This is a genomic window from Bradyrhizobium daqingense (genome assembly GCF_021044685.1).
In the GTDB taxonomy this organism is placed as follows: domain Bacteria; phylum Pseudomonadota; class Alphaproteobacteria; order Rhizobiales; family Xanthobacteraceae; genus Bradyrhizobium; species Bradyrhizobium daqingense.
Genome location: NZ_CP088014.1, coordinates 6,290,694 through 6,316,972, shown reverse-complemented (window position 1 = coordinate 6,316,972; position 26,279 = coordinate 6,290,694). Strand labels below are relative to the sequence as shown.

General features: G+C 60.4%; 21 protein-coding genes. 5 read left to right on the top strand and 16 right to left on the bottom strand.

What is annotated here, in order from left to right:
• Positions 1 to 51: 51 nt before the first annotated feature.
• The 3 genes from LPJ38_RS30190 to LPJ38_RS30180 all read right to left on the bottom strand — a co-directional run bounded on the left by LPJ38_RS30190 (position 52) and on the right by LPJ38_RS30180 (position 3,240).
• The gene (locus LPJ38_RS30190) at positions 52 to 939 is read right to left on the bottom strand and encodes an ABC transporter permease (RefSeq protein ID WP_145640586.1); all 888 of its coding nucleotides are present in this window, start codon (positions 937 to 939) and stop codon (positions 52 to 54) included.
• 19 nt (positions 940 to 958) lie between these two features.
• Positions 959 to 1,900 (bottom strand): ABC transporter permease, encoded by a 942-nt coding sequence (locus tag LPJ38_RS30185; protein WP_167520704.1) that lies wholly within the window; start codon positions 1,898 to 1,900, stop codon positions 959 to 961.
• A gap of 209 nt (positions 1,901 to 2,109) precedes the next feature.
• The gene (locus LPJ38_RS30180; protein ID WP_145640589.1) at positions 2,110 to 3,240 is read right to left on the bottom strand and encodes a M20/M25/M40 family metallo-hydrolase; all 1,131 of its coding nucleotides are present in this window, start codon (positions 3,238 to 3,240) and stop codon (positions 2,110 to 2,112) included.
• Between the two features lie 269 nt (positions 3,241 to 3,509).
• On the opposite strand from LPJ38_RS30180, the gene LPJ38_RS30175 reads away from it, so the two are divergent.
• Positions 3,510 to 5,117 (top strand): ABC transporter substrate-binding protein, encoded by a 1,608-nt coding sequence (locus LPJ38_RS30175; RefSeq protein ID WP_145640592.1) that lies wholly within the window; start codon positions 3,510 to 3,512, stop codon positions 5,115 to 5,117.
• A 225-nt stretch (positions 5,118 to 5,342) separates the two neighbouring features.
• Positions 5,343 to 6,935 (top strand): glycosyltransferase family 39 protein, encoded by a 1,593-nt coding sequence (locus LPJ38_RS30170; RefSeq protein ID WP_145640595.1) that lies wholly within the window; start codon positions 5,343 to 5,345, stop codon positions 6,933 to 6,935.
• A 197-nt stretch (positions 6,936 to 7,132) separates the two neighbouring features.
• Here the strand turns inward: LPJ38_RS30170 and LPJ38_RS30165 are convergent, their stop codons facing one another.
• Entirely contained in the window at positions 7,133 to 8,383 is a 1,251-nt protein-coding gene (locus tag LPJ38_RS30165) for a multidrug effflux MFS transporter (protein WP_145640599.1), read from the bottom strand.
• 328 nt (positions 8,384 to 8,711) lie between these two features.
• Between LPJ38_RS30165 and LPJ38_RS30160 the strand changes: the two genes are divergently transcribed.
• Positions 8,712 to 10,022, top strand: a complete 1,311-nt coding sequence (locus LPJ38_RS30160) for a hypothetical protein (RefSeq protein WP_231088683.1) — start codon at positions 8,712 to 8,714, stop codon at positions 10,020 to 10,022.
• Between the two features lie 29 nt (positions 10,023 to 10,051).
• Here LPJ38_RS30160 and LPJ38_RS30155 read toward each other — a convergent pair whose 3' ends face one another.
• The 12 genes from LPJ38_RS30155 to LPJ38_RS30100 all read right to left on the bottom strand — a co-directional run bounded on the left by LPJ38_RS30155 (position 10,052) and on the right by LPJ38_RS30100 (position 22,620).
• The gene (locus LPJ38_RS30155; RefSeq protein ID WP_145640604.1) at positions 10,052 to 10,999 is read right to left on the bottom strand and encodes a GDP-L-fucose synthase family protein; all 948 of its coding nucleotides are present in this window, start codon (positions 10,997 to 10,999) and stop codon (positions 10,052 to 10,054) included.
• Between the two features lie 75 nt (positions 11,000 to 11,074).
• Complete coding sequence (locus LPJ38_RS30150; RefSeq protein WP_145640606.1) at positions 11,075 to 12,013, bottom strand: NAD-dependent epimerase/dehydratase family protein; 939 nt, start codon at positions 12,011 to 12,013, stop codon at positions 11,075 to 11,077.
• A 53-nt stretch (positions 12,014 to 12,066) separates the two neighbouring features.
• Complete coding sequence (locus LPJ38_RS30145) at positions 12,067 to 12,663, bottom strand: D-sedoheptulose-7-phosphate isomerase (RefSeq protein ID WP_145640609.1); 597 nt, start codon at positions 12,661 to 12,663, stop codon at positions 12,067 to 12,069.
• Between the two features lie 133 nt (positions 12,664 to 12,796).
• Positions 12,797 to 13,969, bottom strand: a complete 1,173-nt coding sequence (locus LPJ38_RS30140; RefSeq protein WP_208750624.1) for a DegT/DnrJ/EryC1/StrS family aminotransferase — start codon at positions 13,967 to 13,969, stop codon at positions 12,797 to 12,799.
• Positions 13,966 to 14,964 carry a transketolase family protein gene (locus tag LPJ38_RS30135; protein WP_145640611.1) on the bottom strand — a complete coding sequence of 333 codons (999 nt, stop codon included), beginning with the start codon at positions 14,962 to 14,964 and terminating at the stop codon, positions 13,966 to 13,968. Before LPJ38_RS30135 ends, LPJ38_RS30140 begins: the two co-directional genes overlap by 4 nt.
• Positions 14,954 to 15,757, bottom strand: coding sequence for a transketolase (locus tag LPJ38_RS30130; RefSeq protein ID WP_208750626.1), 804 nt, complete (start codon positions 15,755 to 15,757; stop codon positions 14,954 to 14,956). The genes LPJ38_RS30135 and LPJ38_RS30130 overlap by 11 nt, the downstream gene beginning before the upstream one ends.
• A 166-nt stretch (positions 15,758 to 15,923) precedes the next feature.
• Complete coding sequence (locus LPJ38_RS30125; RefSeq protein ID WP_145640615.1) at positions 15,924 to 16,919, bottom strand: GHMP family kinase ATP-binding protein; 996 nt, start codon at positions 16,917 to 16,919, stop codon at positions 15,924 to 15,926.
• Positions 16,920 to 16,987: 68 nt separating this feature from the next.
• Positions 16,988 to 18,511 carry a B12-binding domain-containing radical SAM protein gene (locus LPJ38_RS30120; RefSeq protein ID WP_145640618.1) on the bottom strand — a complete coding sequence of 508 codons (1,524 nt, stop codon included), beginning with the start codon at positions 18,509 to 18,511 and terminating at the stop codon, positions 16,988 to 16,990.
• Positions 18,512 to 18,736: 225 nt separating this feature from the next.
• On the bottom strand, positions 18,737 to 19,609 hold the full coding sequence (locus tag LPJ38_RS30115; protein WP_145640621.1) for a glycosyltransferase family 2 protein: 873 nt from the start codon (positions 19,607 to 19,609) through the stop codon (positions 18,737 to 18,739).
• A 307-nt stretch (positions 19,610 to 19,916) separates the two neighbouring features.
• Positions 19,917 to 20,666 carry an ABC transporter ATP-binding protein gene (locus LPJ38_RS30110; RefSeq protein ID WP_145640624.1) on the bottom strand — a complete coding sequence of 250 codons (750 nt, stop codon included), beginning with the start codon at positions 20,664 to 20,666 and terminating at the stop codon, positions 19,917 to 19,919.
• Complete coding sequence (locus LPJ38_RS30105; protein ID WP_145640626.1) at positions 20,666 to 21,439, bottom strand: ABC transporter permease; 774 nt, start codon at positions 21,437 to 21,439, stop codon at positions 20,666 to 20,668. The genes LPJ38_RS30110 and LPJ38_RS30105 overlap by 1 nt, the downstream gene beginning before the upstream one ends.
• Positions 21,439 to 22,620: a hypothetical protein gene (locus LPJ38_RS30100; RefSeq protein ID WP_145640628.1), complete on the bottom strand. Its 1,182-nt coding sequence runs from the start codon at positions 22,618 to 22,620 to the stop codon at positions 21,439 to 21,441. Before LPJ38_RS30100 ends, LPJ38_RS30105 begins: the two co-directional genes overlap by 1 nt.
• A 367-nt stretch (positions 22,621 to 22,987) precedes the next feature.
• Between LPJ38_RS30100 and LPJ38_RS30095 the strand changes: the two genes are divergently transcribed.
• Positions 22,988 to 24,301, top strand: coding sequence for an O-antigen ligase family protein (locus LPJ38_RS30095; RefSeq protein ID WP_145640630.1), 1,314 nt, complete (start codon positions 22,988 to 22,990; stop codon positions 24,299 to 24,301).
• A gap of 299 nt (positions 24,302 to 24,600) precedes the next feature.
• On the top strand, positions 24,601 to 26,175 hold the full coding sequence (locus LPJ38_RS30090) for a sulfotransferase domain-containing protein (protein WP_145640632.1): 1,575 nt from the start codon (positions 24,601 to 24,603) through the stop codon (positions 26,173 to 26,175).
• Positions 26,176 to 26,279 lie beyond the last annotated feature (104 nt).

Genomic DNA, 26,279 nt, shown 5'->3' with positions numbered 1-26,279 from the left:
ATTCCGGGTTCGCGACTTCGTCGCGCCCCGGAATGACGAAACTGAGGATAATCACTTCCCCTCCCGCTGCTTCATGCGCGGATCGAGGGCGTCGCGGGCGGCATCGCCAATCAGATTGATGCTGAGGATGGCAATCGAGAGCAGCAGGCCCGGGTAGAAGATCAGCGACGGCTTGATCTGGAAGTACTGCCGGCCCTCGGCCATGATGTTGCCCCAGGTCGGCGTCTCTGGCGAAATGCCGGCGCCGAGGAAGGACAGGATGGCTTCGGTCAGGATCGCGGAGGCGCAGATATAGGTGCCCTGGACGATCAGCGGCGCGACCGTGTTCGGCATCAGATGCCGCCACATGATCTTCGGCAAGGACGAGCCGACCGAGATCGCGGCTTCGACATAAGGCTCCTCTCGCGCCGACAACACCACCGAGCGCACCAGGCGCGCCACGCGCGGGATCTCGGGGATCGTGATCGCGATCAGCACGGTCCAGAGGCTGGCGCCGGACAGCGAGACCACGGCGATCGCGAGCAGGATGCTCGGCATGGCCATCAGACCGTCCATGACGCGCATCAGCACGGCATCGACCAATTTGAAGAAGCCGGAGACGAGACCGATCGCGAGCCCGATGGCGATCGACAGGATCGCCGCGCCGATGCCGATCAGCAGCGAGATGCGGCCGCCATAGATTACGCGCGACAACACGTCGCGGCCGTAGGCGTCGGTGCCGAGCAGGTACTGCGCCGAGGACGGCTTGAGCCGCTGCGACGGCGCGAGCTGGATCGGATCATACGGCGCGATCAGCGGCGCCAGGATCGAGATCAGCACGATCAGCGCGAGCAGGACCGTGGCGCTCGCGATGATCGGCGTCGAGGTGAGGAATCCGAAGCGCGGCCGCAGCGGCGACGTGATCGGAATGGACGACTGGGGAAGGCTATCGACGGACATTCTTGTTGTTACCCTTGCCTCAGTACCGGATCCGGGGATCGAGCAGCGTGTAGGCGACGTCGATCAGCAGGTTGACGATGACATAGATCAGCGACGTCAGCAGGATCATCGCCTGGATCACCGGGTAGTCGCGCGCCAGCACCGCATCCACGGTGAGGCGGCCGATGCCGGGAATGTTGAACACGCTCTCGGTGACGACCACGCCGGAGATCAGCAGCGCAAACCCGGTACCGATCACGGTGATCACGGGCACCGCTGCATTGCGTAGAGCATGCCGCATCATCACCGCGACCTCGTTGATGCCCTTGGCGCGGGCGGTGCGGACGTAATCTTCGCCGAGCACGTCGAGCATCGCCGCGCGTGTCATGCGTGCGATCAGAGCGATGTAGATGAAGGAGAGCGCGCAGGTCGGCAGGATGATGCGTTCGAAGAACGGCCCGAAGCCGTTGAAGATGCTGCGGAAGCCCTGCACCGGCACCCAGCGCAGTTCGATCGCAAAGACCTGGATCAAGAGGTAGCCGACCACGAAGACCGGAACGGAGAAGCCGAGCACCGACAGGCCCATGACGAAGCGGTCGATCCAGGTGCCGTGCTTCCAGGCCGCGATCACCCCCAGGGGGACGGCGACGATCACGGCGAGGATGATGGTGGCCAGCGCGAGCGAGATCGACGGCTCGACACGCTGGCTGATCATCTTCATGACCGGCAGGTTGGAGATCAGCGAGGTCCCGAGGTCCCCGTGCAGCAGCTTGTTCACCCAGGTGACGAACTGCACGATCAGGGGCTCGTTGAGGCCGAGTGAGGTGCGGATGCGCTCCAGCCGTTCCGGCGTCGCATTGTCGCCGGCGAGGATGGCGGCGGGATCGCCGGGGGTGAGGCGGAGCAGCAGGAAGACGAACAGCGCGACGACGCCCATCACGGGCACCGCGGCGAAGATTCGGCGAACGAGATATCCGAGCAAGTTGGATCCGTCAGATTAGAGTCAAATTGGGCAGGGTCTTCGACAAGCCTGCCATCAGCCTAACATTTCAGCAATTCCTGTGCCATCCGGGCCGGGAGCCCCAATGGTCGTCCTGCCCGGGCTTGACCCAGCATCCACGTCTTTCTTCCCGCTCGGGCAAAGGCGTGGATGGCCGGGTCAGGCCCGGCCATGACGGGGTATCGCCTTGATCACTCCAGCGTCGCCAGCAATCCCGCCATCAGTCGGCCGCGTTCGACCAGGCTTTCGACCTCGATATACTCCTCTAACGTGTGGCCATTGCCGCCACGCACGCCCAGGCCGTCGAGCGTCGGGATCCCCATGGCCCCGGTGAAATTGCCGTCGGAGCCGCCGCCGGCGCTCGCATGCGGCAATTCGGCGCCGAGCGACTTGGCAATGCTTCGGGCCTTTTCGTACAGCGCCATGGTGCCCGCGTCCGGTTCCCAGACCGGCCGCGTCACACCGCGGGTCACTTTGAAGGTGACGTCGTTGGTCGTGCCCGACAACGCCAGCATTCGCTCGACGCCGCGATCGAGATCGGCCTGGCGCTTGGCCATCGACAGCGCTTCGCCTGTGGCGGTCGTGGCAACGCAGTTGACCCATTGTCCGCCATGCACGACGCCGACCGAGAAGGTGCAGTCGTCCGTGGTCATCGCGTCGATCGCGAGGATCTGCCGGGCCATCTCGCGGATCGCCGAGCGTCCCGCCGACAGCGTTGCGCCGGCATGGCTCGGCCGTCCCGTCGCCTCGAGGTTGAACCGTGCGATGGCGTAACGTCCAGTGGTGACGCCGTTGTCGGCGCGACCGGGCTCGGGCACCAACACGTATTTGTTGCGTGCGGCCTCGGCCTCGATGATGTCGCGGGTCGAGGGCGTGCCGACTTCCTCATCCGGCGTGAACAGCACGGTGATCGGCAGCGGCGTGGTGAAGGCGGCGCGCGCCAGCTGCCGGATCGCTTCGAGCGACAGGTAATTACCGCCCTTCATGTCGTAGATGCCGGGGCCGTAGCACTTGTTGCCCTCGCGCCGCCATTTCAGCTTCTCGATGGTGCCGACCGGGTGGACGGTATCCATGTGTCCTGCGATCAGGATGCCAGGCTCGCCCTGCTTGGGATGGGGAAAGCGCGCGCGGATCACGCCGCCGAAGCCTTGGCGCCCGGCGATGCGTTCGATCGTCGCACCCATGATGGCCATATCCCGCGCTGCGATATCGAGCATGCGGTTCACGGCATCGGCGTCCCAGGTCGGGCTCTCGCATTCCACCCAGCCGCGCAGGCCCTGGAGCATCGCCTCGGAATCGAAGGGAAGATTGGCTGGATTCATCTCAATGTCTCTCAAGCTTCGCAAGGTGGAACGCGCATTGCATCGGCGCGGGCAGGACGAGCGGAGAGAGTTGTAGAGCTAAACCGATCCTTGTGGAGCCCGTGCGCACGCCGCGAGGGCTTGCAGCGAAACCGGATTGACGCGCTCGGCACTGTCTGCAAGTCTTGAAAAGATAAAGGCATTGCATGAGGTTAGTTCGCCCAAAGAACGAACCGGATGCTCAACCAATAATCTGCCTTTGAACAGTTTCACGTCAGGAGAAACTTTCCATGTTCAACTTCTTGCGCCGGGGGCCTCGCGCGTTCGCCTCCAAACTTGCGCTGTCGGTCGTCGCGCTGTCCACGGCGATGGCCTCGCCGGTGTTTGCCGCCGGCAAGACCATCACGGCGGTGTTGCATTCGGATTTGCGCATCATCGATCCGATCTTCACCACGGCCTACATCACGCGTGACCATGGTTACATGGTTTACGACACGCTGGTCGCCACCGATTCGAATTTCAAGGTCCAGCCGCAGATGGCGGACTGGAAGATCTCCGACGACAAGCTCACCTACACCTTCACGCTGCGCGACGGCCTGAAGTGGCATGACGGTGCGCCTGTGACGGCGGAAGACTGCGTCGCCTCGCTCAAGCGCTGGGCCGCGGTCGACGGCATGGGCCAGAAGCTGATGGACTTCACCGCGAGCATCGAGGCGACCGACGCCAAGACCATCACGTTGAAGCTGAAGGAGCCCTACGGCCTCGTGCTGGACTCCATCGGAAAGCCCTCGTCGCGCGTCGCCTTCATGATGCCCAAGCGTCTTGCCGAGACGCCGGCGGACAAGCAGATTCCGGAGCAGATCGGCTCGGGCCCCTTCAAGTTCGTGGCGTCAGAATTCCAGCCGGGCGTGAAGGCGGTCTACGTCAAGAACACCGATTACGTGCCGCGCAAGGAGCCTGCGAGTTGGACCTCGGGCGGCAAGGTGGTGAAGGTCGATCGCGTCGAGTGGATCACGATGCCGGACTCGCAGACTGCGGTGAACGCCTTGCAGTCGGGCGACATCGACTTCATGGAGAATCTGCCGTTCGACATGCTGCCGGTGCTGGAAGCGAACAAGGAGCTCAAGATCGAGACCCTGAACAAGTTCGGCTTTCAGACGCTCGGCCGGATGAACTTCCTGCATCCACCGTTCGACAACGTGAAGGTGCGCCGTGCCGCCTTGCTGGCGATCAACCAGAAGGACGTGCTCGACGCGCTGGTCGGCAACGCGAAGTACCAGAAGATCTGCGGTGCATTCTTCGTATGCGACACGCCGCTCGCGACCGATGTGGGCTCCGAGACCCTGGTGAAGGGCAACGGCATGGCGGAGGCCAAGAAGGCCCTTGCCGAGTCCGGCTATGACGGCACGCCGATCGTGATCATGGCGCCCGGCGACGTCACGACACTGAAGGCGCAGCCGATCGTTGCGGCCCAGCTGCTGCGCGAGGCGGGTTTCAAGGTCGACCTGCAGGCGACCGACTGGCAGACGGTGGTGAGCCGCCGCGCCAGCCAGAAACCGCCGAAGGAAGGCGGCTGGAACATGTTCTTCACCAACTGGGTCGCGGCCGACGTCTCCAACCCGATCGCCAATCTCTCGATCGGCGGCCAGGGCAAGAAGGGCTGGTTCGGCTGGGCGGAAGACGCCAAGATCGAGCAGCTCAAGGACGCCTTCGTGCGCACGTCCTCGCTCGACGAGCAGAAGAAGATCGCCGCCGACATCCAGAAGCAGGCCTATGAGCAGGTGATCTACATTCCGCTGGGGCAGTATCTGCTGCCGAGCGGCTGGCGCAAATCGCTGACCGGCGTGCTCGACGGCCCCGCGACGCCGGTGTTCTGGAACATCGACAAGACGGAGTAGGCGGAAGGGCCCCTCGCGCCCTTCATGTTCATCGTTACGCGGCGCCGCTGTCCTCAGCGGCGCCGTTTTCGTTTGTCTGTCCTCGGCCGGTCGGGATGGTGGACGCCTTTAACTCTTCCAGTTTCCAAGCATTGCCATTTGCTTCTCTGTTGAAATAGATGTGGCGTCCTTTCGCTTCTCTTTCCTTATTTGATTCCCGTGTCGATCGACTTTGCATTCCAGGCGATGGCCGAAAGGTCGGATCGCGCGCCGGCACAATGGCGGCGGCCTTTCCTGCGTTGGCTCGATGGTGTCGAGGCCGGCTGGGCGGTGCCGCTTCTCATCGGCTGCTTCGTCGCGATCTGGACACTCTATCTGGTCGTCGCCTATGCCGGCGGCGGCCTCCACCCTGATACGCTCGAGGCCTGGACGCTGGGCCGGAATTTCGAGTGGGGCTATCACAAGCATCCGCCGTTGAGCGGCTGGGTCGTCGCCGCTTGGACCGCGATCTTCCCGTCCACCGACTGGTCGCTGCAATTGATGGCAATGGCCAATGCCGGGCTTGCGCTGGTGTTCGTCGATCGTATCGCGCGGCAATTCGTGACTGGGCACAAGCGCGTGCTAGTGCTTTTGCTGCTGATGCTGACGCCGGCCTATCAATTCCATGCCCAGCGCTTCAATGCCAATGCAGTGCTGCTCGCGACCTGGCCGCTGGCAACCTGGTGCTTCCTCCGCGCCTTCGAGACGCGCGCCGCATCTTGGGCCGCCGCGGCGGGATGCACCATGGCGCTGGCAATGCTGGGCAAATATTATTCGATCTTTCTCGTGGCGAGTTTCGCATTTGCGGCGCTGGCCCACCCGGCACGGCGCGCCTACTTCACCTCGGCTTCGCCCTGGATCTCGACCGTCGTCGGGCTCGCGGCGCTGTCACCACACATCCATTGGCTCGCAACGACGGGAGCATCGACCTTCGTCTACGCACTGGTGCACGCAGGCAGCTATGCCGCGATGTCCCTCGGCGAGGCGAAGAACTTCGTGCTCGGGCTCGCGGCGGCGATGAGCGTTCCGGCCGTGCTCTGGATGTTCATCGCCGGGACGCGGCTGCAGCAGTTTCCGGCCGACTTCGCCGCCATGAGTCCGGGATTGCGGCTTTTGTTCTACGTCACGATCGGCACGATCATGCTGCCGGTCTCGACGTCGCTGGTGATGGGCACAGATCTGCCCTCGCTATGGGCGTTGCAGGGGCTGTTCCTGTTCCCCGTTCTCGTGGTCTGCGGCGCGAGCTACCCGATCGAGCGCTTCTATACGGTCAATCTCACCGTGATCACGGCAGGCGTCGCGCTCGCCGCCGTGCTGGTCGCTGCGCCGATCCACGCCGCCTACCGCAACGGTCACGGCTACGAGGAAGGGCGCGAATTTTATGCAGAGGCGGCCAGCAAATTGACACGCGAATGGCGCGAGCTGACGGACAAGCCGCTCGGCATCGTGAGCGGCGATGATCCGCTGGCCTTTGCCATGGCCTTCTATGGTTCCGACCATCCGCATCATGAACGGGCATTCGACTATCAACGCAGCCTGGGCTCGTTGCAGCGGTCGCTGGACCGGGGTTGGGCAGCACTCTGCTTCCGGGGCCAGGATTATTGCAATCGATGGATGCACTGGGTGTCGGCGCGCGCCGGATACGTCGTCAGGCGGGAGTTCACCGTGCAAGCGTCGCTGGCAGGCAGGCCCGGTGTGACCCGGCAGGTGATTGTCCTGATAGCGCCGCCGCGGCTTACCGAGGCGGTTCCCGAGAGCGTAGCCGATGATTTCAGCGCCAGCCGGCGGACGCTGGACTAACTTGTGTCAGCAATGGCTGTCGCGCAGCCGCTCGAGCCCCTCGCTCGCGAAAGGCCGCGTAAATGCCGTCTGTCCCACCGGCTCGGAATGCTCCGTCTGCTGCGGTTCCGCGTCGCGATTGTCGTTGTGGTGGTCCAGTTCCATACCGCGGCCTTTCGATTTGCTGCAGTACAACATCGAGCCGGCGCGCTGGTTCCTTAGGCGATCGGGCGATGATGCGGCCTGAACAGCCGCCCCTTCTCCACCACCAGCACGATCGCGAGCGCGGCGAGCGTGGACAGGAAGAACCCGACCGAGAACGGCAGCAGCGTGCCGTCGAAGCTCTGGCCGATCGCCATGCCGACCACGATCCCGATCAGCGTCGTGATCGAGCCGTAGAGCGAGGAGGCGGTGCCGGCGATATGGCCCTGCGGCTCCATGGCGAGCGCGGTGAAGTTGGCGACCATCATGCCGAACGAGAACATCATCAGGGCGGAGAGCACCATGAACAGGGACAGCGGCAGCACGCCGAGGATTTCGGTCAGCAGCATGACGCCGGCGACCGCGGTGTAAAGCGTCAGGGCCCCGTGCGAGATCACGCGCATGCCGAGCCGCCCGACCAGCCTCGCGTTGAGGAAGCCCGCGATGGCAACGCCTGCGGCGATCGCCGCAAAGGCCAGGGGGAAATAATGGCCAAGATGGTAGATGCCGGTGAAGACCTGCTGCGCCGAGAACACAAAGGCGAACAACGCGCCCATGACACTCCCCGCGGCAATCGCGTAACCGATGGTCTGTCGGTGGGTCACGGTCTGCCGGAAAGCCGCGAGCACGTCGCCAAGCGCCAGCGAGCGGCGCTCGGACTCGGGCAGGGTTTCCGGCAGGCGCAGCACGCTCCATGCGAGCGCGAGCAGACCGTACAGCGTCAGCACGACAAAGATGCCGCGCCATTGCGATACCAGAAGCACTGCCTGTCCGAAGGACGGGGCGACTACCGGCACTGCGATGAACACCATCATCGCGAGCGACATCACGCTCGCCATGCGGCGGCCGACATAGCAGTCGCGGACGATCGAGGTCGCGATCACCCGCGTCGCCGCGGTGCCAAAACCCTGCAGCGCCCGAGCCAACAGCAGCGTTTCGAACGTGGGGGCTGCAATCGCGAGCAGGCTCGCGACAGCATAGACCGTCATGCCGCCGAGCAAGACGGGACGGCGGCCGAACCGGTCCGACAATGGGCCCATGATGAACTGCCCCGCGCCGAAGCCGATCAGGAAGGTCGACAGCACCAGCTGGAGATGGTTGGCGACAGGAATCTTGAAGGCGGTGCCGATATTGGGCAGCGCCGGCAGCATCATGTCCATCGCAAGCGGGTTCAGCGCCATGATGGACGCGATCACGATGACGAATTCGGGAAAACCCATGGGACGGTGCCCGGAGGACACCCAATCGTCGGCATTGACGTCGGACAAGGAAGCTCACCTTTGAAATCGAGGGCTTTATCCCTTCCAATGCTGCATCGCACAACCCCCGTTTCGGGATGGCTGTCAGGCGGGGGCAGGGCGAACAAGAATTGGTGTGATATCACCGCTCCTTGCCGGCCAGCGCCCGCAACTCGGGCAATTGCCCCGGCTGGAAACGAGTGATTCACCATCCTTCCCAAAGATCGGCGGCCGGTGCGGCCTTTCCGACCGGGCAGGATGAAACCGAAACGCATCCTGTTCACAGTATGGCTGAGACGATGAGGCGCCGCACCGGCCCGGAAAACCAAGCCAAACAGGGTATTCGCCAGTGTCCGACATGACTGATGCTGCACGATGGCTGGCACCTTCGGCCGGTACGGCCGCGCGGCGGAACGTCTGGCTTGCCTGCCTGATCGCACTGACGGCGCTGCTGGTGCTCGGCAATCTCGCCAACGACGCCACGCTCGACCTGAAATATGGCTGGGACACCCGCGTCAATTGCGCAGCGGTCGAGGCGCATGCCGAGGGCCGGGATCCCTACTTCGTCAAGAACCTGAAGGGCACCAAGCTCTCTTATCCCTATCTGCCGGTGACGCTGGACGTCTTCCGCCCCCTCTGCGCCGGCGGCGCTCTGGTCGAGCATTACAGAGGCATCTTTGTCGTCCTCGCCGTGCTCTGTGGACTGATCTTGCCCGGCCTTGGCCGAGCGCCTTCGAGCGCGCGCGATGTTGCACTCCGGGTGCTCTGCGCGCTCGGCGCGTTCGTCGGTTTCGAATGGGTGGTGGCATCTGGGAATTTTGCGATCCTGAGCGGTTTGCTGACCGCGATCGCGCTGAAGCTCTTGCTTCGGCCGCCTCCATCGGACGCCTCAAAGGATCAGGGTTTCTCGTGGCGCCTCGCCGGCGCCGCGCTGCTCGGCCTCGTCACCTCGTTCAAGCTGGTGTTCTTCCCGGTGCTCGCGGCGCTCTATTTCCTGCCGCTGCCGCGCGGCCGCAAGCTGGCTTTGATCGCAGTGGCGGCCTTCAGCTTTGGCGTCCCGATCCTGTTATCGAAGCTGCTGTATCCTGACCTGTTCGCAAGCTGGCAGCTGGCGATGGCGGGGCAGATCCCCGGCCAGCATGTTGTCGATCTCCTCGAGGCCAATCCGTCGTTGCTGCTGCTGGTGCTGAGCGTCATGGACCATGCCAGGATCGGTGGCGGCAAGCCCGCGCTGTTCGCGGCCTATGCGCTCGCAGCACTCGCGCTCGTGCTGGTGCCGTTCGCCCTGTCCGTCCTGCGCGCGGTCGGCAGCCGGCCGGAGGGGGAAGGGGGATCGCTTCCGATGCGCCTCGACCGCTGGCTGATGGATCATCCCCGCGTCGCCATGCGGATCACGGTGCTGGCGATGTTCGCGCTCTACCTCAGCTCGCCGCGCCTCAAGGAATATGCCTTCTTCGAGCTCGCGCTCTATGCCGCGATCCTCGTGGTCGACCTGCCGGCCATGGCGCTCGCCGCGTTTCTCAGCGTCGGCCTCGCCTTTCCGTCTCTGATCTCGCTTCTCGGGGCGCCATTCGAAGGCAGCTTCATCCTCCTCGTCGTCGCGCTGGTCTGCTTCTGGATCGTGCTGCTCGATTTTCGCGCGGAGCCCAAGCGCCTCGAGCAGGATTAGTTGGTTCAGGCGAGGATAGCCTTCGCCTGCTAAGCTGCTTGTTCCGACAAATAAGCCGCGTAAGCCAGCTTGAGACCCTCCTTGAGCGGCGTTCGCGCCTGCCATCCCAGCTCGGCAATCCGACTCGTATCGAGCAGCTTGCGCGGCGAGCCGTCGGGACGCGACGTGTCGAAGACGATCTCGCCGCGATAGCCGACGGTGTCCGCGATCTGGCGGGCAAGTTCACCGATGGTGACCTCCTCGCCGGTGCCGATGTTGACGAGCTCGGAGCTCGAATAAGTCTTGATCAGGCGCACGCAAGCATCCGCCATGTCGTCAACGTATAGAAATTCACGCTTCGGTGCACCCGTCCCCCAGACGGCCACGCGTGCTGCGCCGGATAGCTTGGCTTCGTGAAAGCGGCGTATCAAGCCGGCCATCACATGGCTGTGCTCGGGATGGTAGTTGTCACCGGGGCCATAGAGATTGGTTGGCATGACGCTGATGAAATCAGAGCCGTATTGGCTTCGATAAGCCTCCACCATCTTGAGGCCGGCGATCTTCGCTATCGCATAGGGCTCATTCGTCGGCTCGAGCGGGCCGGTCAGTACCGAATCTTCGCGCATCGGTTGGGCGGCGAGCCTCGGATAGATGCAGGAGGAGCCCAGGAACATGAGCTTTTCCGTGGCGTTCAGATGCGCGGCATGAACGATGTTCGCGGCAATGGCGATGTTGTCGTAGATGAATTCGGCGCGCAGAGTATTGTTGGCAACGATTCCGCCGACCTTGGCCGCGGCCAGAAATATCACCTGGGGGCGCGCTTTGGAGAACCAGGCGAAGACCGCCGATTGGTCCCGCAGATCGAGCTCCTTTCGCTCGATGGTCAACAGTCGAACATCTTCCTGCTCGAGCCGGCGGACAAGCGCGCCGCCGACCATTCCCCGGTGGCCAGCGACAAAAACGCTCTTTCCCTTCAACTCAAACGGCACGTTCGCCATCGGCGTTCCCTCGCTGACGTCTAGACCACCTCGGGCGAGCGAGTCAGGATCTTTGACCAGCCCACCGGTCGATGGTCAAATATTCGCATAGATGCTGTTCTTGATCATGACGAACCCCTTCAGGAGTTCCTGGATGCCATCATCCAGCGAAACATTGGGGCGATATCCGGTCTTCTCGACCTTCGCGTTGGAGACGATGTAGTTGCGCTGGTCGGGGTCGCGGCCTACCTCGGCATCCACAAAACAAAACTCAGGGACGAATTTCTGGATGTGTTCGCAGAGTTCCTTCTTGGATACGTTCGCGTCTGAAAGGCCAACATTGAAGATCTGGCCCTTCATGTTCTCGAAGTTTTCAAGCCCGTGCTCGAAGACCCGTGCGACGTCGCGGACATGAATATAGTTGCGCTTGAAATGTCCCTCGAAGAGGACGACAAAACGGTCGTTTGCCGCGCGGTAGACGAAGTCGTTGACCAGCAGGTCGAGACGCATGCGGGGGGACATTCCGAACACGGTCGCCAGCCGGAAGCTGATGACGTTCGGATGCTCCATCAGCTCTTTTTCAACGGCCACCTTGTCGATTGCATACTGCGAGATCGGCCGGAGCGGAGAGTCTTCCGTGCAATAGTTGTTCTCGTCGCCGGAGCCATAGGCGCTGTTCGTGGTCGGCATGATGATCCGCTGATTGCGGGACACATGCTTCAACATCATCGTTATGGCGTCGTGATTGGTCGTCTTGGCTCCAATGGGATCCCGGCTGCACAGCGGAGCTCCGACCAATGCCGCGAGAGGAAAAATGACGTCGGCCTTCTTCAGGAGCGGCAGCGTGGTCTGTTCGCTGCGGATGTCACCCCGAACCACGCTGAAGCCTTCGTGATGGCAGCACTGGTTGAGACTGGACTGCTTGAACATGAAATTGTCCAGCACGGTCACTTTGTGGCCAGCGTCCAACAGTCGGGGAACCAGGGTTGATCCGATATAACCGGCGCCGCCAGTCACGAGAATGTTGTAGCTCATATTGGGGGGCTTCCCTTGTTCTGAATGGCCTGAGTTCGCGTCTACAGCGTCCGTCATGTGGATCGGAGGGGAAACATGGCATTCTCTACGCATTCACAGAGTGCGTGCGCAAAGATGATGTGTATTTCTTGGATGGTGCTGGTTATCTCGCTGGGTGCGAGCAAGCAATGGTCCGCTTCCTCGGCAGCGAGGCCGCCATTGCCACCCGAGAAGATGATCGTACGAATGTTCAGCTTGCGGCAAGTGCGCAGCGCTTCGAGAATGTTCCTCGAATTGCCGGACGTGGTTATTCCGAGAAAGATGTCCTTGGCCGTCATCTTTCCCTCGATCTGGCGGGAGAAGACCGCATCGAACCCATAGTCGTTCCCGATCGCGGTCAGGATCGACGTATCGACGGTCAGTGCCTCCGCTGCCAGGGGCGCGCGATCTCGGGCGAGCTTGCTGACGAACTCGGCAGCCAGGTGCTGGGCATCCGCCGCAGATCCGCCATTGCCGGCGATATAGAGACGGCCGCCGGACTTGTACGTAGCGACGACGACATCGGCAATTGCTTCGAATGCGGCAATCCGGTCCGGATCCGACAGGAGCGCTCGCTTCGCCTCGATCGAGGCCGTCAGCCTCGTCAGCAGGACTGCTCTCGCGGCGGTCATATCGGCACTCCGACGGGGTAGGAACCGGATCCCGATAGGCCGGCCGCGCGACACTGCTCGTGGGGCAAGTCAGAAACCCCGGCGTGGAGACGCGTATTCTTGCCGACCTTCAGGATTGCCTGCATGGCTGCTATCAATTCACCGCGTTGAGGATGGCGCAAATCTCATCGACCTCGTCAATTCTGAGATCGGGAAAATTGCCGATGTAGAAGCCGAAGAAGTGGATGTGATCGGTTTGCGGGAATTTCTTGTAATGTTCGGCCGGGACGAATGATTTCAGATACGGCTGACGAAGCTGATTGCCTCCGCCGGCGCTGCCTCTGCGAAACTCGATGCCGGCGGCGCGCATGGCCGACATCAGGCGTTCGGCGAGGTCCATATCGGGCTGACGCAGCACCAGATTGAAGGCGTAGTTGCTCGAGCCCTCTGTCTTGAAATCCGTACGGAACTTCTCGGGGTTGATGCGCGACAGGAAACGAAGGAAGTTCGCTGTCCGGAGCTCTACGTTGGCGTCGAGCCGTGGAAGTTGTCGCCGGCCGAGGATGCCCCCGATCTCCGTATTGCGCACGTTATAGGCGGCGTGAGCAAAGATGAAATCCGGATTCAGATCCGGGTGAGCCGCAACGTAGGACTCCTTGATGGCCGGGTCGTTGGCTTCTCGCACCATGCCGTGGGATCGCAGCATGCGTGCCGCTTGATAGGCCGCATGATCGTTGGTGCAGATCATGCCGCCTTCGATGGTCGTCATGTGGTGGGCATAATAAAAGGAGAAGTTCGATATCCAGCCGAAGCTGCCGAGCTTCTTGCCGCGATGCGTCGCGCCGTGAGATTCGCAAACGTCTTCGATCAGCGGAATTCCCGCTTTCTCGAGATGCTGGATCAGCTCGTCGGTCAGTCCGTCAAAGCCCTGCACATGGGTCAGAAATACGGCGCGTGTCCGTTCGGTGATGGCATCGATGATCTTCGTTGCATCCATCGCCAAGGTCGTCGGATCAATGTCGACGAACACCGGCGTGAAGCCGTTCTGGATCACCGACGCGACGTCCGAAATCCACGTGAGCGGCGGCACGATCACCTCGCCACCTTCGGGATGGCGAATCTTGAGAATGGCCATCGTCAGGAGATTGGCAGAGGCGCCGGAGTTGACGAGGACGCTGTACTTGGTGCCCAGCCACTCGTTCCATTCCTGCTCGAACGCGCGCACGTTCGGACCGTTGGTGAGGATCGGGTCGTCCTGCTTCAAGTGCTCGATGAGAGCGTCCAGATCTTCGCGCGCGATATTGTTGCGCATCAGGGGGAATTTCATTGTGGGCGACCACCGTTCAGGGGAGGGAGAGTCTTCGAAGAAGAAGCCGAAATCTGCAGCAGGCGCTTGGTCACCACGTCGGGGCCTATGCCGACTTGCTCATGCAATTCCGCTCGCGATCCGAGCTCGAAGCGATAGCCGCCTTCGACGCCGACGTTGATCAGCTTGGCGTCGAGCGCGCTATGTCCGAGGAAATTGTAGAGCAGGGCGTCGAGGCCGCCGCGGCCGGCGAATCCCTCTTCCATGCTGACGATGGTCTGGTACGGCGACAGCTCGTCGTGCAGAGCCTTCGCGGAAAAGCGAGCAAGGTCGAACAGGTCGACGAGGCCGACGTCAATTCCGGCTTCGCGTAGCCGGTCGGCGACGATGAATGCCGTGTGGACCATGTAACCCGTGGCGACGAGACAGATCTTCCGGCCGCGGCGGTGAGAGTGAAATCCCTTCGTGACGTCCGGCGGGCCGTCCGCGTACAGGACGGGCAGCACCTGCGCATCGAGGCGGAGATATTTGGGGCCGATCGTGCCGGCACATATTCCGAAGAGGTTTTCAGTGGTGATGTGATCGGATGGCGAGAGCACCTGGAAATTCGGCAGCCCGCGCATCAGCGTGATGTCTTCGTAACACTGGTGCGTCGGGCCGGACACGACATAGCTGTAGCCGGCGCCGACGCCGATCAGATTGACGTTCATCGGGCGGACCTCGGAGAGGAGAGCCAGGCTCACCCTGATCTGCTCGAAGCACCGCATCGTGATGAAGGGGGCGATCGCGTAGGCGAAGACCTTGTAGCCTTCGAGCGCAAGTCCCGCGGAGACGTTGATCAGATTTTGTTCGGCTACGCCGACATTCACGAACCTTGCGGGATGGTCGGCGCGAATACGATCCAGCACTGGGGACCCAAAGTCGGCCGAGACGAAGAAAATCTTCGGATCATGGGCCATGGCCCGATGTATCTGATCCAGCAGCGCATCGCGCATCGCTCGCGGTTTAACGCTCATCGGAGGCCTTCAGGAGTTCTTCGAGAAGTTCAGCTTTCGGCGCCATGATGTGAGAAAGAGCCTCGTTCTCCAGGCCGGGAACGCCGCGTCCTTTCAGCGTTCGTGCGACGAGCGCCTTCGGTCGTCCGTTACTGATCGCTTTCAGGCTCAACAGCTGCTCTTGCACGGCCAGCACGTCGTGACCATCGACCTCGAGGCATTGCCATCCGAACGCTTCGAGCCGCTTCACGAGTCCGGCGTGGGAAACGATGTCGTCGGTGAAGCCGAGCATCGCAATGCTGTTGTTGTCGACGATGAGGTGAAGATTGTCGAGCTCATGCTGGGATGCAAACATGATGGCTTCCCAATTGGCACCTTCATGCAGTTCGCCGTCTCCGCAGACCACGAAGACGCGCTGCTTCGAGCCGCCGCGCTTCAGCCCCAGCGCCATTCCCGCGCCGACACCGAGACCGTGGCCCAGAGATCCATTGACGGTTTCGTAACCAGGAATGATGGGATCGGGAATCCCTCCCAGGATGCCGCCGGCCTTGCAGACGCGATCGAGCTCGGCGGCCGGGAAAAAGCCGAGATCCGCCAGGATCGGGTACATGCAGATCGAGCCATGTCCCTTGCTGATCACGCAACGATCGCGGCCATCCCATCGGGGATCGGTCGGGTGGATATTCAGAACGCCCCCATAATACAGGGCGACGAAAATCTCGATGGAGGACAGTGAGGATGCGATGCGCGTCTCGGGGGCGCGACGGTGCACCGACAAGGTCTCCCTCCAGACCCACTTCGCCTTGTCGGGCAAATTGACGCTGTTGCTGATCAAGACACGGCCTCACTTGAACGATTCTGGTTGGGGGCATCGCTGCGGAGCGAACTGGACAGAGCATGGCTTTCGGGGGCGGGCCGGTGAGTCCGCGCGCATGCAAGTCCGCGAGGTTCGATGGAGGAAGCCGCTTCCGTCATGATGTTCATAAGCCGTTCGGTTGATAAAGGACCACGCGGCTGCCGGAATCTTCGAAATCGAACGGCACGTGAATCAGACCCTTCAGCTTTTCGCGGATCGCCGCGTGCCGCTCCGGCTTGGCGAAAAGGAGCATGAAGCCGCCGCCGCCCGCGCCGAGCAGCTTTCCACCGATCGCTCCGGCCTCACGCGCGGCGTCATAGATCGCGTCGATCTCGTCCGTCGTCACCTTGTCCGACAAGGTTCGCTTGGCGAGCCAGGCTTCATGCAGGAGTTCGCCGAATGCTTCGATCGGGAGCGAGCGGTTTACGAAGATCTCGAGGCCTTCGTCCACCATGGCACGCATGCGCTTCAGTCGCGCTGCACTGGCTGCCATGTTTTCGAGCTGGGATCTCGCTACATCGGAGGAAAAACGCGAAAACCCCGTGAAGCAGAGCATCAGATGGGACTTGAGCGCGGCCCTACGTTCGGGCGAAGCGATCACCGGCGACACGTCGAATGTCCCGTCTTCCCGGAATCTGACATAGTTCATGCCGCCGAAGGCGGAGATGATCTGGTCCTGGCATCCGACGTTCTCGTGAAGCAATTCCTGCTCGATATGGATCGCAGTCTTCGCCAACGCATCCTTGTTCGACATGGTGCCCCGCAGCGCTTGCAAGGCATGAAGCAAGCCTACGGTGAAGGAGGAGCTCGATCCAAGTCCTGATCGGGCGGGAAGGTCGCCGTCATGATGGATTTCAAGCCCTTCAGCCACACCTTCGTGTTGCAACGTCGCGCGTACCGCCGGATGCTTGATCTGGTCGATATTCGAGACGTTCTCGATGATCGAGTACACGATGCGATGCTTGTGCTCGAAAAATGGCGGGAGCCTTCGGCAGGTAATGTAGCAGTATTTGTCGATTGCAGTCGCGAGTACGGCCCCGCCATGTTCCTGGATCCAGGCGGGGTAGTCTGTACCCCCGCCAAAGAAGGAAACGCGGTACGGGGTCCTGGTGATGATCACTGTGGAACTCGTGCGGCTGGTCTGTGAGGCTCGACCTGACTCGAGGGAATAACATGCATGGGCACTGCTCAATCACCCAGCAATTTCCGCTTGAGCCGGATTTCCGACATCTGCTCGACGTTGCGACGTTCGGCCGTGCCGAACTTTCTTTCGACGAGTGCGAGATAGGACGGATCTCGGAAGTAGGTCTGCCACGCCTCGTCGCGAAACCTCAGGACCTCCGCGGCTGACAGATACTTCGTTCGCATCGGCACGCTCTCGTACGAAAGGAAAGCAAATTCTTCGAACTTCTGCGGCAGCTCCCATCCGTTCGTGCGCGCGGTGTAGTAGAGCGGGCTGCCCGGCAGGGCCTGGCAAGGATACATATTCGCCATTTCGGTGTTCAGCTCGAGGGCGAGAGCCAGCGTCTCTTGCATCGTTTCCTGAGTGTCTTCCGGGAAGCCGAATATGTAATTGCTGATGATGTTGATATCAGAGTCGCGGATCGTCTTGCAGACGTCTCGAATATTGACTTCCCGGAACGTTCCTTTCGAGACCTCCTGACGGACCATTTGGTTGCCTGCTTCGATGCCCAGCGCGAGCCAGTTGACCCCGGCCTGCTTGAATTTGTCGAGGACGTTCGCCCGAACGGTATCGATGCGGGAGTAGGTCCACATGTTGAATCCATAGCCTGACTGTATGCAGTCATCGAGGATCGGCGTGTAGTATTTGCGGTTCAGGAAGAACATCTCGTCGCTGATGCGCAAGGTCTTGACGCCCATATCGGCAAGCTTGCGCATTTCGCGGGCGACCCATTCCGGGCTCCAGAAGCGCATCCCGCGTGAATGCGAAGCATCCGTCCCCTCGTCATTGTTGACGCGGTTCACGATGTTGATCATGCAGAAATTGCAGGCGAACTGACATCCGAGCGACGTGTAGATCGCAGCGAACGGAGTTCGTTTGTCGTGGCTGAACCCGGCATGCCAGAAATGTGCGCGATAGAGATCGAGCGGCCTGTCGCGGGAGGGAAGCAGGTCCCAGGCATAGCCGGGAAGATCGACGTCCATGCGGTCTTGCGGAACGATCTGTTCGGGCGGATTCAAGATGAGCTCTTGCTCGGCCCCATTTGAAACCTTGTATCCTATTCCCTTGATGGTCCTAAGATCGCTCCTCAGATTGGAGCGAAGCAGGTTGTGCAGCGCGTAGACGCCCTCATTGAGCAGGACGATATCGACGCACCTGTAAGCGAGCACTTCCTTCGGGAGGGCACTGGTGTGTGAGCCGACAAAGCAGATGGGAGCCCCGACGCCGGCGGCCTTGAGCGCGTTCGACAGCTCCACGGCGCCGATCATGCTCGTGGTGCCGGAGTTCGGATTTTGCCCGTACAACACCATCACGATCAGGCGCGGCTTCGCGTCCTGAATGCGCGTCACCGTGCTTTGCAAGGACAGACGTTCCGCGTCGCCGTCGAGAATTCCGACCTCAAAACCCTTCGCTCGGCAGGACTCGGCAAGCAGGAGCGACCAGGTCGGCGGTTCGATAGCGGAAAACGTCTTTGCGAGCTCTTGATAGGCCTTTGCTGACGAGTCCGGCGTTACGAAAAGTGCGTCCATCCGCTGTCCCCAACTTCTGGGCGCCGTATATATGGAAACCAATTGGGGTGAAAGACAAGGCGATCAACCCGACGCGAATTTCGGTCAGAATGCCGCTTCAGGTCGATTCGGTGAACGGGGTCCATTCATGAAACCCATTGTTCCCACTGGTGCGTGATGGAAGTTTCGCCCTGGTCGGTGTCCTTAGCGAAAGTGTGGGCTAACTTTGGCTAAATTGGCGTCGGTTCAGGTGACATTGAAGATTCTGCTGAAATAGTATCTTGTCACTAGCCAGGCAAAAAGATACGCTCTCCACTTGATCGGTAAATCCGAATCAAGCAGGAAGCTGCGCAAGCAGAGCGAGATGATCGAAAACAGCCCCGGAGATGGGCATTCCGCTCGTCGTGGAGACGGGGCGGACGCGAGGGCCGTATTCGCGAGCAAGGCTTCCAATCGGTCGGCCTCGAGCCGGCGCGCTTCTCGAAGAGCTATGAAGGTGAGGTCGTCTCCAAATCGGGAGCGATCGGTATAGGTGGCGTCTAGCGCTTCGGGATGGTTGCGATAATGGAGGTGCTCGAAAACGAGGTCCTCCTCGTACATGATCCGTTGATGGCCACGTTTCTGCAGGCGCTTGAAGATGTCCATCAAATGCACATCGATGAAGGCGCCCTTGTACTCGATGGGATAGGCTACGGCGGGTGGGAGCCAAGCCCGGCGCGACAAGATCGGAAAAGTGCAGAGACTGGCCCCTTTGAACAGATCGTTCCCGTAGGCCAGGTAGACCCCATCCGGGTAACGAGCATCAAGTTCACGTACCTTGTCGTCCCATCCCTTGGTTCGGACGATGACGTCATCATTCACGGCAATGGTGATGTCGCCGGTAGCATGCTGGAAACAGATCGAATTGTAAGCGCCCATCGTCTGACGTGGGACGATGACGGTTTTCAGGGAAAGTTGGGTGAACGTAATCCCGTGGCTGCCGATGTCATCGTCGTCGACGCACAGGATGACCTCGATGAGTTCGGGATGGGTGCTCTCTGCCACCACGCTGCGGAGGAAACGCTCGACGAGCGTAGGCCGGCCGCGAGTCGGCAGCAGCAGAGAGATTCGCTTGTTCATCTACGTCCCAAATCCTGGTGCCTCCCGCGTGGGGATGGCGCCCTAAACGTAGCTTTGTGAGGGGAGTATAGCGATAAAGCAAGCCGTTTGCGCCCGAGTTCCGCCATGCGCTGAACATCGACCGCGCCGACTTTCGCCCAAAGTCATCTGGCTGACTGCAAGCCGATATTTCAAACGGCTCCGCCGAGCAATTGCGTCGCAGCTCGCTCCTCAGAGAACTGCAGGTCGATCATTCGACGCCGCAAGGTGTGGACAACCGGAATGTCGATGGCCGGGCTACGGCATGTATTAGTCCAATCCAAAGCGTTCACTCGAGCTTTGTGAGTGGATTTATCGATTGTTGATACGACCGGGCAACGGCCGCGATCGGTCCTTGTTCGACCAATTTGCCTTCATGCAACCAAATGCCCTCGACGCAAAGTGTTTGCAGATTCTGCAGGTCATGCGAAGCGACGATCAATGTACCTCCCCGGGCCGTATAATTAGACAGGTAATCTGCACATTTGGCCTGGAAAGCTGCATCACCGACAGCGAGAATCTCGTCGATCAACAGGACGTCCCGGTCTGCGTGTGCCAAAACCGCGAAAGCCAATCTCGCCGACATGCCGGCCGAGTAGGCCCGCATGGGCAGCTCGATCGCGGGCCCAAGCTCCGAAAACGCGACGATCGAATCGAATTTGCGTTTGATCTCATTGATCCGAAGGCCGAGAATCGAGCCGTTCAAGAAGATGTTTTCCCGGCCCGTGAGATCGGGATGGCAGCCCGATCCCAGCTCCAACATCGCGCCGATGCGTCCACTGCGCTCGATGGTGCCTCTATCCTCCTTGATCGTTCCGAGAAGTAAGCTCAGCAAAGTGCTTTTGCCGGTGCCGTTATGCCCAATGATCCCGAGCGATCGTCCTGCGTCCACCTTGAAGGTGATGTCTTGCAACGCCCAGCTTCGGGCGAAGCGCCCTTCTGGGGCCGCCACGCGCTTGCCGACCAGTCGCTCCTTGATGCCGAGCACCGAGTGATTGTGGTAGGTTTTCCAAACCCCATGTACCGCGACGACTGGCATCAGACCAACTCTGGAATCCGCATCGCAAGGCGTTGATAGACCCAGCAAGCAATCAAGGAAAACGCGACGATGGAGGCAGACACGCACGCAACGTGGTCCAAGGGGAGGATGCCGCCGGCAAACACGATCCGCCAGCTGTCGATGAGCCAGTACATCGGGTTCAGCTTGAAATAGAACTGATATTCGACCGGCACCATGTTCAACGGATAGACCATCGGCGTCGCAAAGAAGAGCGCCGAGAACGCGATGCCGATCAAATACTGAATGTCCCGGACGTAGACGTTGAGCACTGCTCCAATGACGGCTAGCGGAAACACGAAGAGCAGCTGCAAGGTCAGCATCAGAGGCATCTGCCACAGCAGTGTTAATGGGTAAATGCGCTCACCATTGATCGCCATGAAGAAGAAGATGACGGGAATGGCGAACATGAAGTGAAACATTTCCTGCATCACGTTGCTCAGAGGCAGAATTAGTTTGGGCAGCTTGACCCGCCGAACCAGCGACAGGTTGTTCGCGAAGCTGCCGGTACCCTGGATTGTCGACTGGCTCAGCCACCCCCAGGGGAACATGCCGGTCAGGATGAAGACGATGTAGTTCTCCATCTCCACGCGCATGATGAATTTGAAAGCGAGCCAATAGACCAATGCAAAGATGAACGGATTGGCGATCGCCCAGAGATAGCCGAGCACGCTGCGCTTGTAGCGTACCTTCAGTTCCTTGAGGGTCAGCAGGTAGAGGAGCTCGGCCCACTGGAGGTAGCGCTGGTCTTGCATCAGCTTGCCCGTCCTGCGGATATCAGGAGTTTGCGCACATGCTGGGCGAGCATATCGTTACGCGCGGTAACAATCTCGTTGTATCGCTTTAGCTTGGGCTCGACGAAGTTTCGGAGCCGACTTCGGTCATTGAACATCTCATACAACTCGACGAACGAAGCCGTGCCTTTGAACTCGAAACACACATCTTCAATCGGATTCTGGTGGAAATGATGGGTGAGAACCGGCAAATTGTGGTCGACCGACAAGGCACGAAAGAGTCTCGTGGGGCTGGAATAGGGCCAGGTGCGAGTTTGCGGCGGATGCAGCGAATAAGCGGCGCGGTTAGCTGGCTCGTCGGAGGCAAGGAAAGAGAACGGAAGCGCCTTGCAATAATAGAAGACATTCTGCAGCCCCAGCGTAGTCAGCTGTCGATTGATGCGTTCAATCCATTTCTGGCGATACCGTGTGACCGTGCCTGTGATTTCCATGAAGAGCTTCTTTTCCCGCATCAACTTGTCAATCACTGTCTCGGGATCCAACTCCGCATACAGGACGCCAAAATGCTCGAGAGGGCGCCTGCTTTCGCGGTTGGTGCCTTCAAAGACCTTTTCGTGGCTGGTGATTACAGCATCTGCGTGGTGTAGGGAGGCCATCAAGCCGAGGTAGCGCATGTGAAAGTAGATCGTGCGGTGGTTGCTGCGCAGAAACTCAACCCGCTGGCGCGAGAAGCGCTTGAAGAATATCCGCAGAATTAGCTGCGCGATGGCTGGCAATAGCTGTATGGCCAATAGCGGAGAATAGCACAATAGCCGTAGAACACTTCCAAAACCAATCTTGCCGAAGTCATCGCGAGCGAGCCGCAGGTAGACGTCGAACAAAGCGATTGTCGCGGCATCGAGAGGACCGCCGAAGTTGTTGAAGGACGTCACGCCCCAGTTGCGGACGGTGAACTCCGTCAACACAAAGATCATTCGGCTGTGCGGGTATGCTGTCTTGAAGTTTGCGATGCGCCGATTCTCGACGTAGTTCGTGAATTCGTCGATGATGACGTTGATCGCCTCGGGATCGAGAGTGGAGGAAACCTTCACGTCGATCCCGCGCTTCCCCATAATCGCAGCGATCAGAGTGATATAGTCCTCAATTCCGTCCAACTTGCCGTGGTTGCCGGTATATAGGCTCAGATATTTTGTGTCTGTCATACCTAACTATCTGTCCTTGGTTGACCGGGGCCGCAGAAAGACTGCATGAGCGGGCTGCTGTGTTGATATTCAGGTGTCGAGATAGTTCGCCGCATGCGATCCTGACGATAGGGGATCAGTGCTGGAGGCGGATGCCGGCGCTCCAAGAACTTGGTGGCCGGAAGTCTGCGGGGCTAACTTTCAGTGCCATGGAAAATCGGCTAATGGGCTCGGTGCGGCGCATGGACGGTGGTCCCGTTCGTCTTGTGGCTGTAATTGACGGTCATTTCAAGTAAGTCTACGCGCCGATAACGGGACAACTCTTGCCCCTAAGCTGGCGCGGTTCCTCCTTCCAGAGCTCGGCCAATGCGGCTGCGACGTGGTATCGATGGGTTCGATCTTGAGCGTTTTGACCGCACGACAGCGCTTTGAGGCCTTTCGGACATCTCGGTACTGGTTCGTTGCTGCGGATGTATTGGCCGCTTTGCTGTCGGCCACACTGCCTTGGTCGACGTCGGGCTTCTTGATTCTTCTGATCCCGCTGTTGGCGATCGTCTTGGGCAGCGCGGACGTCCCGCTTTTCACGCGCTCGTTCCGCCGGCCGGCCTCGCTCTTTCCTCTCGCGTTCCTGGCGTTGGCGGTCGTCGGCATCTCCTGGTCGGAGGCAGGGATGTCCGACGGGGTCCGCGGCCTCAGCCCGATGGTCAAGCTGCTGTTGTTTCCATTCCTCTTTTATTATTTCCAGAAATCGGAGCGGGCCCATTGGATCCTGGTCGCGTTCCTGGTGTCCTGCACCGTCCTCCTCCTGTATTCCTGGCTGGTCGTATTCCAGCCGACCCTGGCACTGAAGACCGGCCGATGTTGCGGCGAGGACTATGGCGTCCCGGTTCGAAACTACATCGATCAGAGCCAGGAATTTGCCGTTTGCCTGGTGGCATTGATCCTGGCGGCGCTGTACTCGGCTGAGCGCAAGGCCTGGAAATACGCGATGCTTGCATCCGCGCTCGGGGTGGGTTTTGCCGCTAATCTGCTATTCGTCGTGACATCGAGAACGGCGCTCGTTTGCATTCCCTTTATGCTTTTGGTGGTCGCCTGGCGACATGCTGGGAGCAAAGGCGCCTTAGCAATGACCATCGTCGGGGCGCTGGTACTCGCGATTTCATGGTTCTCGTCGCCTCATTTGCGCGCCCGCATTCTCTCCGTCGGCACTCAATTTGAAGAATACCGTAGCGCCGACATCCCGTCTTCTGTCGGAAAGCGATTGGAGTTCTGGCGAAAATCCATTGGCTTCTTCATCGAGAAGCCTTGGATCGGCCACGGCACGGGATCGGTCCGGGATTTGTTCGAGATTGCGGCAGTTGGCCATACTGGGGCTTCGGCTGAGATCATTGCCAATCCACACAATCAGACGCTGAGCGCGGCAGTCCAATGGGGGCTATTGGGCGTGCTGGTCCTCTACGGAATGTGGGGGGCTCATCTGCGGATGTTCGTCGGGTCGGGATACATCTCGGATTTGGGTCTGGTCGTCATCACACAAAACATCATCGGGTCAGTCTTCAACTCCCACCTGTCCGACTTCACCGAGGGGTGGATGTACGTGTTAGGGGTGGCAGCCTTGGCCGGCATCATCGCCAAGCGTGACAAAATGGAGCCGCACCGAGCCGATGTGGCCGCAACTGCCGGAAGCAAGTCGCTGAATTGAGTCGCTGTGGCCGTGCTTTCAGAGAGTCTGCCGACGGCACCGTCGTGTTGGTGCAGTTCGTCCGTCCGACGGGTGAGGCCGGCCGCGATGTTCATGCGCGCGTTGCGTGGAGTTCCTTGCTTCTGCAGCTGAATGGATGTGCATGTCCTGATGGCATATGAGCCGATCGTGCGGGATCACGTTGAAGCGATGACCGACAGGCCGGCAGAGCACGATTCACGATTGCTTCCAGAGCATCGTTATGTGTACTTTGTGCGCGCAAAGTGGACAAAGGCCACGCAAATTAGGGTTTTTGAGATATGCGCCCTTTGGTCGTGGGAGCGCCGCGAAGCGGTTTCGCGCTGCTGAGCAGCGTCATTTCGCAGCTGCTGCCGATGGACCCGTTGCGCTACGGCATCAAGCAGCGACTGGTCAACACGGCGGTCCGGCAGGCGCAGCACTATATCTCCACGGCCATTGAGGCCGCGTTCGCAGCGGCGGGCGTCGGCGATAGGTTGATCTACAACGGAAACTTCAAGACCGTCGCCGGTGGGCCGAAATGGTTGAAGGCGGATGATCCTTCCCGCGCGTGCTTCCGCAAATATCTTGGCGTCAAAGGCATGGGCGACTTCATCCTGGTAATTGCCCATCCGGCGGAGGTGTTGGAGACCGATGCGATCGTTCATTCTCACAGTCATCCGCGACTGTGGACTGAACTTGCGCAGTACCACGACTTTCGCAAATTCGCGTCCGTGCGCAATCCTATCGGCATCATCAACTCGTCCCTGTTCTCTCTCAATGCGTTGGCCAGCGAGTATATTCAGCGTTACGTCGATCCGCGCGATGACAACGATGAGATGCGGCAGAACCTGGCACTTTTCAAATTCACAAATCTCGACTTCTTCGCCGGTATCGTCCGTCACTATAAAGGCTACTTTGACGAGTTCTTGCCGGTCGCGGATCGTTTTCATGTGACGCGATGGGAAGATCTGATCGATCGCTCGGCAGAAACCATCCAGCGCGTGGCGCGGCAGGCAGGCCTTGTCATCGAGGCCGATCATGCCGGCCAGATTTGGCAGCGACTGGATCACATCAATCTCACCGGTCACCACGAGCACAACTACCGGCGCGGCAAGGGCTTGGTCGGCGATTGGAAGAATTGGATGACCAATGCGCATCTCGAGATCATCCGGGAGCATGGCCTCGAGGATGCCATGCAAGTATTCGGCTATGGCCGCATCGAGCCGCTCGATGAGGCACGGTACACGCCTTTCCAACGGCGCGTTGCGGAGCTGGTCTCCCGCGGAAAGGTGTTCGAGGACCACGCCGATCTCGATCTGTTCGGCTTTGCATTCAACAAGTCGAACATCGATGCCAGCGCGTTTGCCTTTCGACGATACGGATGGCGCGTCCATTCGACCGTCGAGCGTTCGGGCTTTTCGGACGAGGGCATCGTCATGGCAGTCTGGGAGGCGGCTGAAACGGCGGCCGGGGAACTAAATGCCGTACTGGATCACTTGCTGGCGGGTGACTATTCATCGGAGGCTCGCGCCACTGCCAGCGTCGAGGCGGCCATAGCCGCCTCCGCAGCTATGGCAAAGAGGATGCCGCGAGCCACGGCCGCGATGGTGAATGAACTGCAGGTCATGGTTCGACAGGCTTTCGCGGACGGTTCGGCTGAGGTGCTCGAGGTCGACCGCAGCGTGCCGCCACTGCTCATCCGCAGCTGGAACGAGTACAACATCGTTTCGCACCGCGGCCAGTTCAGCGCCATTCCGCAGGCCGTTGGTCCGATAGACCTGACGGACCGGGATCCGCACAGCATCCCCGGTTCAATCGTCCGGGATTCCTACGAATCCCTGCGCATCGCGTTGAGCGATGGCGTTGCAAACTGAATATGGAATAATCCGACACGATGCCTGAAAACGACCGCGCGCCGCAGAGAGGGCGCTCTCTCCAATTCGTTTCCGAGCCGGACCATGCGAACTCTTGGATAGGA

Bases quoted from the DNA above. Each gene is read 5' to 3' on its own strand.
- LPJ38_RS30190 (WP_145640586.1), bottom strand. From the start codon at position 939: ATGTCCGTCGATAGCCTTCCCCAGTCGTCCATTCCGATCACGTCGCCG.
- LPJ38_RS30180 (WP_145640589.1), bottom strand. From the start codon at position 3,240: ATGAATCCAGCCAATCTTCCCTTCGATTCCGAGGCGATGCTCCAGGGC.
- LPJ38_RS30175 (WP_145640592.1), top strand. From the start codon at position 3,510: ATGTTCAACTTCTTGCGCCGGGGGCCTCGCGCGTTCGCCTCCAAACTT.
- LPJ38_RS30170 (WP_145640595.1), top strand. From the start codon at position 5,343: ATGGCCGAAAGGTCGGATCGCGCGCCGGCACAATGGCGGCGGCCTTTC.
- LPJ38_RS30160 (WP_231088683.1), top strand. From the start codon at position 8,712: ATGACTGATGCTGCACGATGGCTGGCACCTTCGGCCGGTACGGCCGCG.
- LPJ38_RS30155 (WP_145640604.1), bottom strand. From the start codon at position 10,999: ATGGCGAACGTGCCGTTTGAGTTGAAGGGAAAGAGCGTTTTTGTCGCT.
- LPJ38_RS30150 (WP_145640606.1), bottom strand. From the start codon at position 12,013: ATGAGCTACAACATTCTCGTGACTGGCGGCGCCGGTTATATCGGATCA.
- LPJ38_RS30145 (WP_145640609.1), bottom strand. From the start codon at position 12,663: ATGACCGCCGCGAGAGCAGTCCTGCTGACGAGGCTGACGGCCTCGATC.
- LPJ38_RS30140 (WP_208750624.1), bottom strand. From the start codon at position 13,969: ATGAAATTCCCCCTGATGCGCAACAATATCGCGCGCGAAGATCTGGAC.
- LPJ38_RS30135 (WP_145640611.1), bottom strand. From the start codon at position 14,964: ATGAGCGTTAAACCGCGAGCGATGCGCGATGCGCTGCTGGATCAGATA.
- LPJ38_RS30120 (WP_145640618.1), bottom strand. From the start codon at position 18,511: ATGGACGCACTTTTCGTAACGCCGGACTCGTCAGCAAAGGCCTATCAA.
- LPJ38_RS30115 (WP_145640621.1), bottom strand. From the start codon at position 19,609: ATGAACAAGCGAATCTCTCTGCTGCTGCCGACTCGCGGCCGGCCTACG.
- LPJ38_RS30110 (WP_145640624.1), bottom strand. From the start codon at position 20,666: ATGCCAGTCGTCGCGGTACATGGGGTTTGGAAAACCTACCACAATCAC.
- LPJ38_RS30105 (WP_145640626.1), bottom strand. From the start codon at position 21,439: ATGCAAGACCAGCGCTACCTCCAGTGGGCCGAGCTCCTCTACCTGCTG.
- LPJ38_RS30100 (WP_145640628.1), bottom strand. From the start codon at position 22,620: ATGACAGACACAAAATATCTGAGCCTATATACCGGCAACCACGGCAAG.
- LPJ38_RS30095 (WP_145640630.1), top strand. From the start codon at position 22,988: ATGGGTTCGATCTTGAGCGTTTTGACCGCACGACAGCGCTTTGAGGCC.
- LPJ38_RS30090 (WP_145640632.1), top strand. From the start codon at position 24,601: ATGCGCCCTTTGGTCGTGGGAGCGCCGCGAAGCGGTTTCGCGCTGCTG.